At 44.3% G+C, this 15,170-nt stretch carries 12 protein-coding genes; 6 read left to right on the top strand and 6 right to left on the bottom strand.

Going from position 1 to position 15,170, the window contains the following annotated elements; all coding sequences use genetic code 11:
• Positions 1 to 95 precede the first annotated feature (95 nt).
• From ligA to IQ242_RS04270, 3 genes are all read right to left on the bottom strand, one after another.
• Complete coding sequence (gene ligA, locus IQ242_RS04280; protein ID WP_193959144.1) at positions 96 to 2,105, bottom strand: NAD-dependent DNA ligase LigA; 2,010 nt, start codon at positions 2,103 to 2,105, stop codon at positions 96 to 98.
• 14 nt (positions 2,106 to 2,119) lie between these two features.
• Positions 2,120 to 2,686: a Uma2 family endonuclease gene (locus IQ242_RS04275; protein WP_193959143.1), complete on the bottom strand. Its 567-nt coding sequence runs from the start codon at positions 2,684 to 2,686 to the stop codon at positions 2,120 to 2,122.
• 204 nt (positions 2,687 to 2,890) lie between these two features.
• On the bottom strand, positions 2,891 to 4,213 hold the full coding sequence (locus IQ242_RS04270) for an aminopeptidase P N-terminal domain-containing protein (protein WP_193959142.1): 1,323 nt from the start codon (positions 4,211 to 4,213) through the stop codon (positions 2,891 to 2,893).
• A 62-nt stretch (positions 4,214 to 4,275) separates the two neighbouring features.
• Between IQ242_RS04270 and IQ242_RS04265 the strand changes: the two genes are divergently transcribed.
• From IQ242_RS04265 to IQ242_RS04260, 3 genes are all read left to right on the top strand, one after another.
• Positions 4,276 to 4,749, top strand: coding sequence for a hypothetical protein (locus IQ242_RS04265; RefSeq protein ID WP_193959141.1), 474 nt, complete (start codon positions 4,276 to 4,278; stop codon positions 4,747 to 4,749).
• A 39-nt stretch (positions 4,750 to 4,788) separates the two neighbouring features.
• Positions 4,789 to 4,923 (top strand): hypothetical protein, encoded by a 135-nt coding sequence (locus IQ242_RS26655; RefSeq protein WP_002751306.1) that lies wholly within the window; start codon positions 4,789 to 4,791, stop codon positions 4,921 to 4,923.
• Positions 4,924 to 5,043: 120 nt separating this feature from the next.
• Entirely contained in the window at positions 5,044 to 5,967 is a 924-nt protein-coding gene (locus tag IQ242_RS04260; RefSeq protein ID WP_193959140.1) for a PhzF family phenazine biosynthesis protein, read from the top strand.
• Here the strand turns inward: IQ242_RS04260 and IQ242_RS04255 are convergent.
• Both IQ242_RS04255 and IQ242_RS04250 read right to left on the bottom strand, forming a co-directional pair.
• On the bottom strand, positions 5,964 to 6,122 hold the full coding sequence (locus tag IQ242_RS04255) for a hypothetical protein (protein WP_228020810.1): 159 nt from the start codon (positions 6,120 to 6,122) through the stop codon (positions 5,964 to 5,966). The two genes, IQ242_RS04260 and IQ242_RS04255, sit on opposite strands and share 4 nt — an antisense overlap.
• 386 nt (positions 6,123 to 6,508) lie before the next feature.
• Complete coding sequence (locus IQ242_RS04250) at positions 6,509 to 8,974, bottom strand: bluetail domain-containing putative surface protein (RefSeq protein ID WP_193959139.1); 2,466 nt, start codon at positions 8,972 to 8,974, stop codon at positions 6,509 to 6,511.
• A 799-nt stretch (positions 8,975 to 9,773) separates the two neighbouring features.
• Between IQ242_RS04250 and IQ242_RS04245 the strand changes: the two genes are divergently transcribed.
• The 3 genes from IQ242_RS04245 to IQ242_RS04235 all read left to right on the top strand — a co-directional run bounded on the left by IQ242_RS04245 (position 9,774) and on the right by IQ242_RS04235 (position 13,834).
• Positions 9,774 to 11,348, top strand: coding sequence for a class I SAM-dependent methyltransferase (locus IQ242_RS04245; protein WP_193959138.1), 1,575 nt, complete (start codon positions 9,774 to 9,776; stop codon positions 11,346 to 11,348).
• Positions 11,349 to 11,435: 87 nt separating this feature from the next.
• The gene (locus IQ242_RS04240) at positions 11,436 to 12,482 is read left to right on the top strand and encodes a glycosyltransferase family 4 protein (protein WP_193959137.1); all 1,047 of its coding nucleotides are present in this window, start codon (positions 11,436 to 11,438) and stop codon (positions 12,480 to 12,482) included.
• 50 nt (positions 12,483 to 12,532) lie between these two features.
• Positions 12,533 to 13,834, top strand: coding sequence for a glycosyltransferase family 1 protein (locus IQ242_RS04235; protein ID WP_193959136.1), 1,302 nt, complete (start codon positions 12,533 to 12,535; stop codon positions 13,832 to 13,834).
• 221 nt (positions 13,835 to 14,055) lie between these two features.
• Here IQ242_RS04235 and IQ242_RS04230 read toward each other — a convergent pair whose 3' ends face one another.
• Complete coding sequence (locus IQ242_RS04230; protein WP_193959135.1) at positions 14,056 to 14,826, bottom strand: DUF4214 domain-containing protein; 771 nt, start codon at positions 14,824 to 14,826, stop codon at positions 14,056 to 14,058.
• Positions 14,827 to 15,170 lie beyond the last annotated feature (344 nt).

The following is a 15,170-nucleotide window of genomic DNA, read 5'->3' as shown; positions in this document are numbered from 1 at the left end:
GGGGGGGGCAGGGGGCCACACCCTACCCCCACCGAAAAACTTTTTGCCGCAGACTCTACTTAATGCTTCGGCAGATTTGCTCCAATCTTAAGCTTTTAAGCCTTGATTAATTCGAGTAATTGTGCTTCGGTTAGCTGAGTAATGCCCAATTCTAGGGCTTTTTCTAGCTTAGAACCCGCCGCTTCTCCTAGCACTAAATAATCGGTTTTTTTGCTCACAGAACCCGTCACTTTCCCCCCGGCTTTTTCGATTAATTCTTTCGCTTCCTCCCGTTTGAGAGTTGGTAAAGTGCCAGTAATCACAAAGGTTTTCCCTGCTAAAGTCGCTTTCGTGGTGGTGGTTTTTGCTGCTGCGGCAAATTGTAAACGAGCCGCTTGTAATTTAGCGACTAAATCCCGATTAGCGGCGATTTTAAACCAATCATAGACCGATTGAGCGATTTCTTCACCGATACCATAGACAGAAGCTAAATCAGTCACGCTGGCGTTAGCTAACTCCTCCACAGTCCGAAAACTTTCCGCGAGAATTTTGGCGTTAACGCTGCCCACATAGCGAATCCCTAGCCCATAAAGTACCCTCGACCAGCTTTGATTTTTGCTCTGAGCCATAGCTGTAATCAAATTTAAGGCTGATTTATCGCCCATTCGGTCTAATTTGGCAATTTCCGTTTTTTCGAGGCTGTAGAGGTCAGAAATGGTGGTAACTAATCCCTGTTCAATCAGCAAAATCACCACTTTTTCCCCTAATCCCCGAATATCGAGAGCATCGCGACTGGCCCAATGTACTATACTTCCCCGCAAAATCGCCGGACAGGAACTATTAACACAGCGCGTCACCGCTTCCCCCACCGGACGGACTAGGGGAGATTGACATTCAGGGCAATTAGTGGGCATCTGGAAGGGTAAGGTGTGGGGAGGACGCAATTCTGGCAGGATTCTCACCACTTCTGGGATAATTTCTCCCGCTTTGCGGATAATTACCGTGTCACCGACGCGGATATCTAATTCGGTCACTCGATCGCTATTATGTAAAGTAGCCCTTTGTACGGTGGTTCCTGCTACCTGTACCGGTTCCATCACCGCCATGGGTGTAACCGCGCCGGTACGTCCCACGTTGACGATAATATCTTTAACTACCGTGGGGACTTCTTCGGCGGGATATTTTAAAGCGATTGCCCACCGGGGGAATTTTTGAGTGAATCCTAACCGATTTTGTCGCTGTAAATCGTTGATTTTGACTACGACACCATCGGTCATATAGGCTAATTGATGACGTTTTTCTTGCCAATCTTGATAGTATTGCGCCACTTCTTGCAGGGATGGACAGAGTTGACGGTGGGGATTAACCAGAAATCCCAGGGTTTCTAATCTATCTAAGGATTGCCATTGAGTAGTGATATTGTTATCGTCTAAATGCAGGGTATAGGCAAAAAATTGTAAGCGTCTTTTATCAACTATTTTCGGATCTAATTGTCGTAGGGTTCCTGCTGCCGCATTGCGGGGATTAGCAAAGAGAGATTCCCTTTTTTCTTCTCTTTCTTGATTGATTTTATCAAAGGTATCGAGGGGTAAAAAAGCTTCGCCGCGCACTTCCACAATTGCCGGGGGATTGTCTATATTTAAGCGTAAAGGAATAGAGCGAATTGTCCGCACATTGGGGGTAATATCTTCGCCAGTGACTCCATCTCCTCTAGTAACACCTCGGACTAAAAAGCCGTTTTCGTAGGTTAAAGCTAACGCGGAACCATCGATTTTTAATTCACACACATATTCCGTGTCTTGGGTTTCATTTACATATCTTTGCCAACGGTTGCCCCATTTATTTAATTCTTCGAGGTTAAAGGCATTTTCGAGACTATACAGGGGAATATTATGACGGACAGAAACGAATTGACTAGAGATTTTATCTCCGACTCTTTGGGTGGGACTATCGGGGGTGATTAATTGGGGATAACGCTTTTCTATGTCTTCTAATTCCCGATAAAGTTGATCATAAACGCTATCGGGTATAAAAGGATCATCAAGAACATAATAAGCATAACTGGCTCTTTGTAGTTCTGTTTTTAGTTGTTGGCAACGTTGTTGGATTTCTAAGGGGATAGTCATAATCGTTAATAATGCTACTGTGCAAAGACCATTTGAGGAGTTAATTGTAAATCGGGAAAAGTGACCGATATTATCCTATCTTCCTGATTAAATTCTGCCAGTTCATAAAATCCCGAAATCAGGGTTAAAACCGATATTTTTAGAGCCATAGGATCGATAATCCAGTATTCAGGAATGCCTCTCACTGCGTATTCTGAACGCTTATAACGGTAGTCATCATCGGCATTACCCGGGCTAACAATTTCTACAACTAACAGGGGAGGAAATTCAATCACTGCTGTGGTCATATTTCTAATCTCTTGACATTGTTCAGCAGTTAAAATCATTAAGTCTGGAATTCTCGATTTAGCTTTATCGGTGCGAATTCCCACCGTAGAAGGCATAACTTGCCAGTCTAATTGTAGCCTCTCTATTTCCCTTTCTAACACCTTAAATATATATCTAAGTATCAAAGCATGAAAGCCACTAGCGGGAGGCATGGAAATTAATTCTCCGTTAAATAATTCGTACTTATTATCCGTGCAGTCCTGATAATTTAAATATTCCGCAAAGGTATATAATTTTTCTTTGGTAGCAACCATAATAATCTCTAGAAAAAACTTAATTGAATCTCCTTAAGGGGGGTAGGGTTGATTCATGAATCAACCCTACTATGAATCAACCCTACTATGAATCAACCCTACTATGAATCAACCCTACTATGAATCAACCCTACTATGAATCAACCCTACTATGAATCAACCCTAGGGTTAGGGGGAAACTGACAATTTTTAACACCGAGCTTTTTACTTAGATTCGATATCCTCAACTTTTTTGGGAACTGTTGAAGTTAAAACCTCATTTCCTGTGGCAGTAACTAACACATCATCTTCGATACGGATACCGATACCCCGCCATTTTTCTGGCACTTCCGGCTGTCCTTCAGCAGGTTTAATATCGGGGGAGATATAAATCCCCGGTTCCACGGTTAAAACATGACCAGGCTGCAAAGTTTGCCAAGTTTCTTCGTTAACTTTATAACCTCCCGCATCATGGACATCTAATCCTAACCAATGACCAGTTCTGTGCATATAAAAAGGCTTATATTTTTCCTCTTTAATTATCTCATCAATGGGGCCAACCAATAGCCCTAAATCTACTAATCCTTCCACAATTGTTCTCACAGCTGTGTCATGAAAAAGATTATAAGGATTACCAGTTTTTACCACTTCAATCGCCTTTAATTGAGCTTCTAGAACAATTTCATAGATAATTTTTTGTTCGGGGGTAAATTTACCATTAACGGGAAAAGTGCGGGTAATATCACCGTTATAGTAATTGTAGGCACAACCGGCATCAATTAATAAAAGCTCATTTTCTTGTACTTGGCGATTATTGTTGATATAGTGCAGAATACAGGCATTAGCACCACTAGCAACAATAGAAGGATAAGCAGGACCCATACCCCCTTCTAGGCGAAAAGTATGCTCAATTTCCGCTTGAATTTGATACTCGTAGTGACCAACTTTGGTGAATTCTCTGGCGCGATTATGTGCCTGGGCCGAAATAGCGGTTGCTTGGCGAATATTGTCCAATTCGGCCTCGGTTTTCAGTAAGCGCAAAGGATGGAGAATAAAATTAGTATCCTCTAAAGCAGTCGGTCCGGTGCCGCGACGGGGAAAAGTGGCGATTAATTTTTGCCAGTGATTAAGAACGTTTGTATTAAAAGTTTTGTCCCGTCCGAGATGATAATAAATTCGTTCGGCTTTTTCGAGATATTGGGGTAATTTTCCCTCCAATTCTTGGATAGAATAGGCCTCATCAGCACCAAAAATCTCCTTTGCTCCTTCCACACCGTGGAGATAGCCGGTCCAAGTTTCTTTTTCTGGGTCTTTTGGCTGCACGAACAGGATAAACTGATGTTCGGGGTGATGGGGTGCTAAAATCGCCACCGCATCGGGTTCATTAAATCCTGTCAGGTAAAAAAAGTCACTATCCTGACGATAGGTGTATTCTACGTCATTGTGCATGACCGCCATGGGCGCACTGCGAAAAATTGCGGTTCCATGGCCGATTTTTTCCATTACCTGCTGACGACGCTGCTGAAACTCTCTGCGATCGATGCCCATAGATATTCCTAAAAATGTCACAATAAGTCTTAGAGTCTATTATCGCTAATATTTTTAAGTTTATGACCCCTGAAGAACCGGATTTTTCCCAAGATATCATCGAAAGGCGCGAGTTTACCCTAGCAGATTTTATCGCTCAAGAGGGGGCGGATTTCCTCAAAGGGGAATCTCCTGTCCCCAAATTAGTGCAGGTAAGGACTGAAATTAAACAGTTTATTGCCGCTAATTTAGGGGATTCTTCGGGAGCTTTGCAGATAATTTTACAGCTTATCGTTGATGAAGAATTAACCAAAGTCAGTCAAAATTTAGATAATCCCGTTCAAGCTTTACAGTTAATCCTAGAAGAAATTTTAGACAATCAAGAATTACTCTATGAATTAGTACACCGAGTCGATGTGAAATGGGGACAATTATACGGAGAACGTCCCTATTTTCAAAAACCCCATCAAAAACCCCACCCTGAAGACGAATACACTCACAATTCCGTCAGAGATAAGTTAGTCAGTTTATTAGCCAGATTAGAAGCGGATAAGTAGTAGAGCCTATGGCAGTTAGGCTCTCTTATTCTTTGTGTTATGAGTTTAACTTATATAGGAGCGATCAATCTTTGTGTCCTTTGTGTCTTTGTGGTTTCTCCCATAGGAGACTCCGAGACGATTCAAGACATACCTTATCTTCATGAAAAACTCTGTATTTTAATTATTGCTTAATAAAGACTAATAGAACTGACAAGGATTATCTATCCCTAGACAGACAACCGGGGGGCGGTCAGGGGTGAAGATAGGTGTAAGATCAAAAAATTCTCCGATAACTGTTGCCCTATCCCCCGCGTGCCTACCTATTCCTACTATACCGCCGATGTTTTTAGCGATCGCATTTTTGGCGGTAATCCCCTGGCGGTTTTTCCGGAAGCGTCTGGATTAACCCGCACCCAGATGCAAAAAATCGCCGCCGAATTTAACTTCTCGGAGACAGTCTTCGTTTTTCCGCCAGAAACGTCCCAAGGCACTAAAAAAGTCCGGATTTTCACCCCCAGTACCGAATTACCCTTTGCTGGTCATCCTAGCGTCGGCACAGCCTATATTTTAGCCCTAATCGCTGCTATTCCCCCCCACCAAGAAACCACGATTTATCTGGAGGAAGGAGTCGGTTTAGTACCGGTGAAAATTCTCATGGAGGGGGAAAAACCGGTCTATAGTGAGTTAAAAGTGGCACAATTGCCAGAATTAGTGACGGATACTTATGCTCTCGATGATTTAGCGGCGATTCTTTCCCTAAGCGTTGCCGATTTCTTACCTGGTTATCCCCCCCGCGCCTTTTCCTGCGGTCTCCCTTTTTTATTCATCCCCGTTAGAAACCGAGATGTTTTAGGGAAAATCAGAGTTAATTTAGGTCTTTGGTCATCATTATTGGGGCAATCCCCCGCTAACTCCCTTTTTGTCTGCTGTTTTGACCCAGAATCACCCCAATCTCGTCTCTATGGCCGAATGTTTGCCCCCGGTTTAGGAGTTATGGAAGATCCCGCCACTGGTTCGGCTGTGGCCGCTTTAGCGGGCTATCTAGGCGGGTTAGAATCTTCTAGGGAAGGGATGAATCAATGGACGATAATCCAAGGAGTGGAAATGGGCAGACCCAGCAACATACAATTAAAGTTTCAGAAAAATAACTGGGAAATTACGGAAGTTTCTGTGGGTGGTGCATCAGTTCTAGTCTGCCAAGGCAAGATGATAATTCCCGATGGGGAAAGACTTTAGCTGGTTAGAAAATGAATGGTTTCTGCTAATGATTGTAACTCTAAATCCGAGATTTGGTCATCATTCCAATAACTAATTTCTTTGCCTACTTTTTCGATAAAATAATTGGCCGCATAACGATATCTTTGTTGATCTAAATCCGTTGAGTAACGCACAGAAAACGGGTTTCTCGGAGAAACCCGTTTTCTACTCATGCACTCATGCAAAAAGGGGAATAAATAATCAGTTTTTAATAACCGGATTTAGGGGTCTTCGGTTTGTCTTATGCAATGGACGGGGTTATAAGGAATGAAACCCCTATAGAGACAGGGGTTGCTGCGATTTTTGTCAACTGTTTTCGCTCTAGAGCGAACTAATCAATTAAATCTTTTGCCAAATAAGGATTCAGTCGATTTATGCCCCCCTATCGAACCATACCAAGTAACGAAGAACCGGATTTAGTCTAATTTATTCTTGACTATCTTCCGGCTCTAAATAACCAAAAAAAAACGCCCTTATTTCGAGATTAAGAGCGTTCAATTAAGGTTCTTTATGACTGAATTTAGCCAAAGATAAAGTTTCCAGTGGTAGGAGTTACACTCAGAGTTCCAGTAATACCCGAAACGTTGACTAAGAAGTCATCAGCATTGCTCACCGCACCAGTACCATCGTTCGCATAGAGGTAAGTTCCAGCGGCAAGACCAGCAGAAACGGTCACTAAAACGGCTTGCAGTGTGGCATCAGTAGAGGCGGCAATCGCAGTAATACCAGCAAAGACATCATTAATATTAGCGGCTGTAGCAATGGTCTTAGGATCGTTGATGTTGACGGTCGTAGCAGCGGCAAAGTTACGACCATTGATGAAGTTGTTTGCGCCGGTTGCAAATTTGAATTGATCTCCACCCACACCAGCAACAAAGTCTGTGATGCGGTCAACATTAGCAGTGCCAACATTGCTGGCAAAACCGCCGTCGTAGATAAATTGATCAACTCCCACCCCACCGGTCAACGTATCTTGTCCCGCATTACCATCCAACAAGTCGGAGCCACTACCGGCAGCGATAATGTCATTTTGAGCGGAGCCAAATAATGTGTTGACAGCCGCAGGTGATGAGCTTGCCCCCTTGATAATTGCACCGTTCCCAGTCCCTGCTGACGCATCAATAGTGACGTTAGCCGTAACCGCAGACGCATCAATGCTGAAACCGGTTCCCAATGGTCGGTTATTAGTCGTCAAAGTAAATGTCCCAGCACCTGTTGCCGTAATCGTACTGGCAGCCGGGGCATTAACGAGAGTGTTTACGGTCGTATTATCAGTCGTGGTAAATTTGAGAATCTCAACATTAGGAGCAGTGAGGTTCGTAATGGTAAGATTGTTAACGGCTTCTAGACCATCGCTCACGGTAATATTGAGCGTATCTGAAGTTCCGGTCGCTGTTTTTAAATTAAAGGTTGGTGTGGCATTACCAAAGATCGTCACGTCCCCAGCTTGAGTGGCTGTTACGTTGTTGAAAACCGAGGCACCAGCAGCGCGGAGAGCGACAAAAGCAGATTTGGCAAACAAGTCCAGATCCACTTGCTGACCATCAGACTGTAACACCTCGAAGTTAGCATAAACATTCGCCCTGGCCGTCGTGTTCACATTGACGGTGTTATTAACAATCAGTCGATCTTTTGTGCCTTCTCCGGCATCAACGGCAGAGTCTGTTGTGGTAGTAAGGGTATTGGAACGAACGATGTCATCGCCTTTACCACCTTTGAAAGAGGTAATCCCGGTTCCAAATGCTACGGTCAGTCCGCCCGCCGTTAAGCCTGACGCATCAATGGTTTTGATGGAGTTCGCCACCGCCACACTATCGGAAAAACTCAAAGATTTGCCATCACCAGAGACTTTGATTGTGTTGACCGCTCCTGCATCGAGGGCAGTAGTAACGAGCCCAGCGAACTTACTCGACCCCGTGGCGGTAAAATTGAGGGTAGTGAGTTTATTCCCTCGCACAGTAAGCGTGCCACCTTTATCCACTGCGTTGGTCCCAATCTGGGCTTCCGTTGCCGAATTGCCAAAATCAGCAGTTAGATTGTTGTTGTTAAAATTACCTTTGAGTGTTAACCCCACCCCACCAATTCCTTGAATGGTCGTGAGCGTAGGAGGAACAGGATCTAGTACGAGGGTATCAACGGTTACACTCTTGAGACCTTTACCGGCTGCCGCTGAGAAATCAAAGGCACCACCAGCCCCCTGAATCAAGTTAACATTCTCGATGTTGGAGAGTTGCGGTAGAACATTATTAGTAGGACCAAAGTAATTAAAGGTGTCCGTTCCCTCACCACCGTTGGCCACATCGCCGAGTTGAACAGTCTGCTGAGCAAGCCCGCCACTGTTGTCTCCGTTGAAGGTATCGTTACCCGGCGTACCTGCTAGGTTATCAAGTGCGGTTGTGAAGACGAAGGTTTGACCACCGCCACCGCCAGAGCCAGCAATAATCACGGTATTCTGTGCAATGGCGGCATCTCTGGTGGCCTGAGTAGAATTGACGGTGGCAATGTTGTTGGCCGAGGACTGAGCCAGGGTAGAATCAAAGTTGACCCCTTTATTTAAGGCCTGTTTAGAAAAATCTAGGGCTACATCCGCTTTATTCTGAAGGGCCTTAAAGTCATCAGAATCTGGTTTGGCTCCTTGGGCAACATCCAGAATAAATAAAGCAACGGCCTGGGGTGAACCTTGGGCGGCTAGGAGTTGTGTGCGCCAGAAAGCCAATCCGTCAGCATCGGCGTTCCGGGCAAACATATTCTGATAAATTTGGTTAATAAACTCGTCTACATTGCCAAGGAGAGGGCTTTGTAAGAAAGGGTATTTTGTTTTGGCTTCTTGGGACGATCCAAACTGGATCGCTAAATCAACGTTGGTTACCCCCGCCTGACCAGCGGCAACGGCATTGTTGAGGTCTGAAGACGAGGTGGCGCGGCCAAAGTAGATGACATAGAGGCCGACCGAAGTGTTGAGATCTAGGGGATTGACAGTTGGCATAGCAGTTTCGTTAACTCCTCAACGAAAAAACAAATAACATCAGTTTGATGTTAGCTGAGACATTACAGATTAGTATGGACAACCCATTTTACCAGATTATCCTACAATTCTGTACTCAGTATATCGAAGTTTAGCAGTTTGTCAACGGAGAAGCCTTTAATTTTGTCGGGTGACATTCTCCCGACGCTGTACCCGTAGGGTACAGCGCGGGCTTCCCAACCTCGCAGTTAGGCATTCCCGCCCCACGCCACTTATCTAGGTCATAGACACCCGACAGACCGACTTGGCAGGCACTTTCGTTTCGCCAGACTGGCTACTTACTCGTTCTAGTCCACGATGCAATACTATCCCTGCGGCGGACTGGTCACGATGCGTTCGATACCCACAGACATTTCGCGTATCTTCATATACCTTTATATATTTTTACATTCCCCAAGATGTTTTGAGGAAAAACCTTCATGGTAAAAGCTACTATTGAGAACATTTTCAATAATTGATTTTTTTCTCAGAAAAAAATTACAATTCTTCACCTTGATAAAAATTAATCATTGCAAGGGAGATTCAGTTAACGCAATTTAAATTACGAACAGCTTGACCGAGGGATCGGACATTTTGTTGACGGTCAGTTTCATTCGCTTTCTGATAGACTGAGAGAATTATTACCATAGCCATCGCGCAACGGGGGATTATATTGATCTTTTGGTTCTACCCCTATGATAAGATGTCTTAGGCTCCCAGACAGATAGATTAGTCGGATTATTTAGTCCAATCGAAATAAAGGCACTATATTTTTAGAGCAATGCGAGAAACAACAGAGAACAAATTTTCGGTTGAGTTTATTATCAGCCAACTTCGCCGAGAAATGTGGCGATCGTCTTTGGTGCAGACGCAACAGCCTTCACCGCTGGTTCAGGAGCAAAAAGATTTTAGAGAAACCCCAGGAGATACTCCCCCATCTTCTTTGAGGTTGCTCACCTCATGTCAAACAGAAACTGAAGCCTTAAAAGAACAACGAGAGCGTACTCTCGATTGTATAGCATTAGCCGAATCTCGTTCTCAGGTAAGGAGTCAATTGCCAGGCAATGCAGGACGTTTTCCCTATATTTTATTTCGACCATTTCAGGTATTAATCCTCAAGATTTTCAACCTGCTCTTTCGAGACCAGCGAGAAGTTAATAGTAATCTGTTTGCAGCTTTCAGAAACTCCCTGGCTCTTAATGAACAACTCTTGGGTCAGGTTGAATTGTTGCGGGAGCAAACCCGTGAGGACTTGCTCGGCCTTGACCGAAAACTCCAACTTCAAAGCCACCAGCAGACTGCTCAATTACAAGAACTCCAACTTCAAAGCCACCAGCAGACTGCTCAATTGCAAGAACTCCAACTTCAAAGCCACCAGCAGACTGCTCAATTGCAAGCTATCCAAAACCAAATCTCACAGATACATGACTCTCTGTATCAGAATAGCCAGGAGTTAGATCAGAAAATTTGGAACTTTAGAAGTGATACTCAGGACAAAATTGAGACGGTATCCCAACGGGTAACTGAAATTGACCAGCGTTATCTCCGTCAAGAGAACTATTTGCGGAGTGATTTAGTGCAACAAAAACGCCTTTTAACTCTCTTCCTGGAAGAGGCTAGAAAGCGTTTGCCTGAACCTTTCACGCCTCAAGAACTTCAGACCTTTGTCCTTGAAGAAGGGCAATCCCTAGACGCACTCTATGTGGCCTTTGAGGAGCAGTTTCGGGGAACTGAGGCAGACATTGCCCAACGTCTCTCGGTTTATCTACCCTATCTGGAATCTTACGGTATCCGTCGTGGAGAGGATCTGGTTTTAGATATGGGCTGTGGCCGGGGAGAATGGTTAGAATTGTTGAAGGTCAATGGCTATCAAGCCAAGGGCATAGATAGTAATGCCCTGGTAATTGACTATTGTCAACAACGTCAACTTCTCGCTGAACGGGGAGATGCGATCGCTTATCTTCAAAGCCTACCAGCAGAGAGCGTTGGGGGAGTTTCGGGCTTTCATATTATTGAGCATTTGCCTTTTCCCGTATTAGTACAGTTTATTGATCAGATCCATCGGGTGTTGCGGCCAGGCGGGATGGTAATTTTTGAATCGCCCAATCCTAGCAATCTAATTGTCGGAAGTTGGAAATTTTATTTTGATCCCACGCACTTAAATCCGCTCCCATCGGCAACTAGTCAGTTTCTAGTCGAATATGCGGGGTTTACTCAGGTAAAGGTGCTGAATCTCCATCCTGCACCGGATCCCCCCTTCCCTGGTGATTCTGATTTAGTCAAACGTCTCAACGAGTATTTCTATGGCCCCCAGGATTATGCTATTATCGGTCTAAAACCAACGGGAAGCGGCTAAAAACCGCATCTTTGATTTCCCGACAGCTAAAGGCTTACTCAAACTTCTCGAAACCTGTGACAGCTATTTTTAAGGTACTAATCACTAATGCGTATTTTAATTGTAACGACCCAGACTCCTTTTATTCATGGTGGGGCAGAAATTCATGCGGAAGAACTCCTCAGACAACTGCAAAAAGCAGGTCATGAGGCAGAAATTGTGGCAATTCCTTTTCAGGTCTATCCTCAGGAACGAATCCTTGACAGTATGTTGGTTTGCCGTCTTCTGGATCTATCCCAATTCGCAGGATGGGTTATTGACCGAGTAATTGCGTTGAAGTTCCCTGCTTATCTAGTTCCTCATCCCCGTAAAGTTCTCTGGATTTTGCACCAACATCGTCAAGCCTACGAAATGTGGAATCATCCGCAATTTGGAGATTTATATCGTCTCCCCAACGGGCAGCAAATCAAGTCAAGTATTGAGCGAGCGGATAATCATGCCTTTGCTGAATCTCAGGCAATTTTCAGTAATTCCCGTAATGTTGCTAACCGTCTCAAGCAGTTTAATGGTATAGATTCTCTTCCCTTATATCACCCACCCCAAAAATCTGACTGTTTCTATTGCGAGCCAGAAGAAGGGTATTTTTTCTTTCCCAGCCGCTTCAACGAGATTAAACGTCAGACCCTCGTTTTAGAAGCTTTAGCTCAAACAACTTATCCTGTCAAGGTAATCTTCGCGGGTCAATCCCATGGAAACTTTCGTAAGGCTGTTGAGCAAATGATTCAAGATTTTGGTTTAGAGGATCGAGTAACTTTAGCTGGTTGCATTTCTGTGGAACAAAAACTGGATTATTATGCTAAGTCCCTCGCAGTTATTTATCCTCCCTTTGATGAAGATTACGGCTACGTCACTCTGGAGGGAATGTTGGCGGCGAAACCGGTAATTACTTGTTGGGATTCCGGAGGCCCCTTAGAATTTATTCATGATCGTCAAACTGGTTTGGTTACTGAGCCAAATCCAACGTCTTTAGCGAAAGCGCTAGACGAATTATGGGAAAATCGCTCATGGGCGAAAACTCTAGGAAAGGCTGCTCTAGATTATTATCAAAGTCTCGATATTACCTGGTCAAACGTGTTAGAAAAGTTACTAAAATAAACTTTTAATACTCATAGGTTTTTACGCTATTTATTACGCTTATTACCCAAATGCTCAAGTTAAGTTGGTTTTCCCCCTTGCTCCCAGCCAAAACAGATATTGCCCACTATACAATGCGTCTGCTACCAGCCTTACTTTCTCGCTGTGATCTGGAACTGTGGACAACTGACAAGGATTTTGACCCGACAATCAGTCAGATAGCTAAGGTTAATTTTTATGATTCCGAGCAGTTAGATTGGGCAAAACTATGTCAGACGGATTTAATAGTCTATAATATCGGCAACAACCACGAGTTTCATCAAGACATTTGGCTGGTTAGCCAACGCTGCCCTGGACTCGTAATCTTACATGATCTGAAGCTACAAGGTTTATTTACTGGTATTTATCGTAGTAATCAGCAGCGGGAAGACTATTTAAATAAGATGTTGTACTATTATGGGGCTGATGCTCAAGTCATTGGTCGTCTTTTTGAGGAAGGCCAGATTTCTGAAAAATTTGTCGTAGAAAAATTTCCGCTAACTCCTTTAGCCTTAGCCAATGCCCGTGGAGTCGTTTGCCATAGCCGCTATGCCTACCAGCAATTACTGGGAATTAATTATTTACCGACTAGCTATATTCCTCTGCCCTACGCTGTCCCCACAGGTCATTCCCATTCTTCAACCTCTCGTATTTCCGAGACAATACATCGTTTAATCGTCTTTGGCTACCTAGGAACTAACCGAAGGTTAGAGGTGATTTTGGAAGCCTTGGCTAGTTTTCCTCGGCGCTCAGAATTCTGTCTGGATATTTACGGACAAGTCTGGGATGCCGACTATATTCAACAGCGTATTCAAGACCTAGAGCTCACAGAGCTAGTTCAAATCAGAGGCTTTGTACCAGAAGAAGAACTAGAACAAGCTCTAGATCAAGCTGATTTAGCTTTTAACCTTCGTTACCCTACAATGGGTGAGGCCTCTGCGAGCCAACTGCGCATTTGGAGTCATAGTTTGCCTAGCTTTGTCACCCCAGTTGGCTGGTATGAGGGTTTATCTCCAGATACGGTAATTCCTATCCGCCTCGACCATGAGCTGGAGGATATTCATTATCATCTCCAGGGTTATCTTGATAATCCTGACCCTTATAAGTCTGTTGGGATAGCTGGTCGAAACCGTCTCGCAGAACACCACAGTCCCGAAACCTGTGCTGAACAGCTTGTTGAATTTGCTCAGGAGGTTCTCAAGGCCCCTCTTTTCCCGACAATGCAGTATTTAATGGATAGAACTGTTCCAGAGATACGGAAATGGACACCAGAAAACTGCCCGACAGCCACTTTACAGGGACTAGCCAAAGCGGTTCATTTCTTGACCTATTAATCCTTGGTTCGCTCATTTTTCACAGGTAGTGTCTTATTCCTCAAGTGCTTACCATATATACATATACCGACATAAGAAATACTTATATGCTACGGATGGACTATTCCAAGACAAAAAACACCACCGATAGCGTTAGCAAACCTGGGGTTATTAGGAGCGCCTTTCAAAGAACAGGCTAGTGGAGTTGCCAGTGGAACAATAAATACACCTTTTATTTTTCCCTAACCCAATGGGCCCTGTGCTGCCTCAATCATAGGATCCATTACCAACGGACCCCTGGGCAAACCACTAAGATCTGTCCCTGGTCGGGATGTCCCTACTCCCCGCTTGAGCGCATCAGCATAGTAATCGACACTAGAATTGTAATTCTGGTTTACCTGATTTCTCCTTGATTCCATAGTGTCGTTGACCCAGGAAGAACCCAGCAATGAAGACCAAGAACCTCGTGACCCACTTGTTGTTGTCGAGTTGGTGTTAGTCCGAGTTAGCGGATCGTAATCCTGGTTCACCGGATTTACCCGATTTTTCGTCGAGTTGGTGTTAGTCCCAGTTAGCGGATCGCCGCTGGGAACAGCCTGACTTAGAGCAACATCAGCCTTCTTTTGAAGCGTGGTGAAGTCCACAGACCCGGGTTGAGCTCCCTGGGCAACCTCAAGAACAAACAAAGCCACCTGCCTCGACGACCCCCCCGCAGCCAAGAGTTTCTGACGCCAGAAGACTAAACCCTCGGCATCAGCCGCTCGGTCGAACATATTTTGATAAATTTGATTGATAAACTCATCTACATTTCCTCGAAGAGGACTTTGCAAGAAGGGGTATTTTGTTTTGGCTTCCTGGGATTGTCCAAACTGAGTTGCTAAATCAACATTAGTCACCCCCGCTTTGCCGGAGGCAACCGCATTATTGAGGTCTGAATAGGAGGCCGAGCGACCAAAGTAAATCACATAGAGACCCACTGCTGTGTTAAGGTCGAGGGGGTTGATAGTTGCCATTGCTTCATAGCTCCTTCGTTAAAAATCGCTAGGTAATCGAATGTTGACAGACTTCTCAAATTCTGAGGAGTTAGGTTTAAGATTCGATGGCCAATTCTGGCTTTGACCTGCACAAGGCTCCAGAATATCTTGTTTCGCCAATCACTATGGCCTAGCAAATCCCGAACTAAACTTATCTACTCAGTTCCTTAAATTCCCAACATTCCTCATTAATTATAACCCACATTCCGCACCCTAAAGTGTCACATTGAAAATTTTATCTAAATCGTCAAAACGATTGCCGGCTCTGAATTACAGGCTAATTTGTTGGATCAGCAGATGCACAATTAGCCCTAAAAATCTGA

Origin of the sequence: Microcystis sp. LEGE 08355, assembly GCF_015207185.1 — a bacterium.
GTDB classification, from domain to species: Bacteria; Cyanobacteriota; Cyanobacteriia; order Cyanobacteriales; family Microcystaceae; genus Microcystis; species Microcystis panniformis.
This window is presented reverse-complemented; position numbering and strand designations above follow the sequence as displayed.

What these genes read in the sequence shown, in the direction of transcription:
- IQ242_RS04250 (WP_193959139.1), bottom strand. Translation starts at nt 8,974, where the DNA reads ATGCCAACTGTCAATCCCCTAGATCTCAACACTTCGGTCGGCCTCTAT.
- ligA (WP_193959144.1), bottom strand. Translation starts at nt 2,105, where the DNA reads ATGACTATCCCCTTAGAAATCCAACAACGTTGCCAACAACTAAAAACA.
- IQ242_RS26655 (WP_002751306.1), top strand. Translation starts at nt 4,789, where the DNA reads ATGAGTTTAACTTATATAGGAGCGATCAATCTTTGTGTCCTTTGTGTC.
- IQ242_RS04245 (WP_193959138.1), top strand. Translation starts at nt 9,774, where the DNA reads ATGCGAGAAACAACAGAGAACAAATTTTCGGTTGAGTTTATTATCAGC.
- IQ242_RS04240 (WP_193959137.1), top strand. Translation starts at nt 11,436, where the DNA reads ATGCGTATTTTAATTGTAACGACCCAGACTCCTTTTATTCATGGTGGG.
- IQ242_RS04275 (WP_193959143.1), bottom strand. Translation starts at nt 2,686, where the DNA reads ATGGTTGCTACCAAAGAAAAATTATATACCTTTGCGGAATATTTAAAT.
- IQ242_RS04230 (WP_193959135.1), bottom strand. Translation starts at nt 14,826, where the DNA reads ATGGCAACTATCAACCCCCTCGACCTTAACACAGCAGTGGGTCTCTAT.
- IQ242_RS04270 (WP_193959142.1), bottom strand. Translation starts at nt 4,213, where the DNA reads ATGGGCATCGATCGCAGAGAGTTTCAGCAGCGTCGTCAGCAGGTAATG.
- IQ242_RS04235 (WP_193959136.1), top strand. Translation starts at nt 12,533, where the DNA reads ATGCTCAAGTTAAGTTGGTTTTCCCCCTTGCTCCCAGCCAAAACAGAT.
- IQ242_RS04265 (WP_193959141.1), top strand. Translation starts at nt 4,276, where the DNA reads ATGACCCCTGAAGAACCGGATTTTTCCCAAGATATCATCGAAAGGCGC.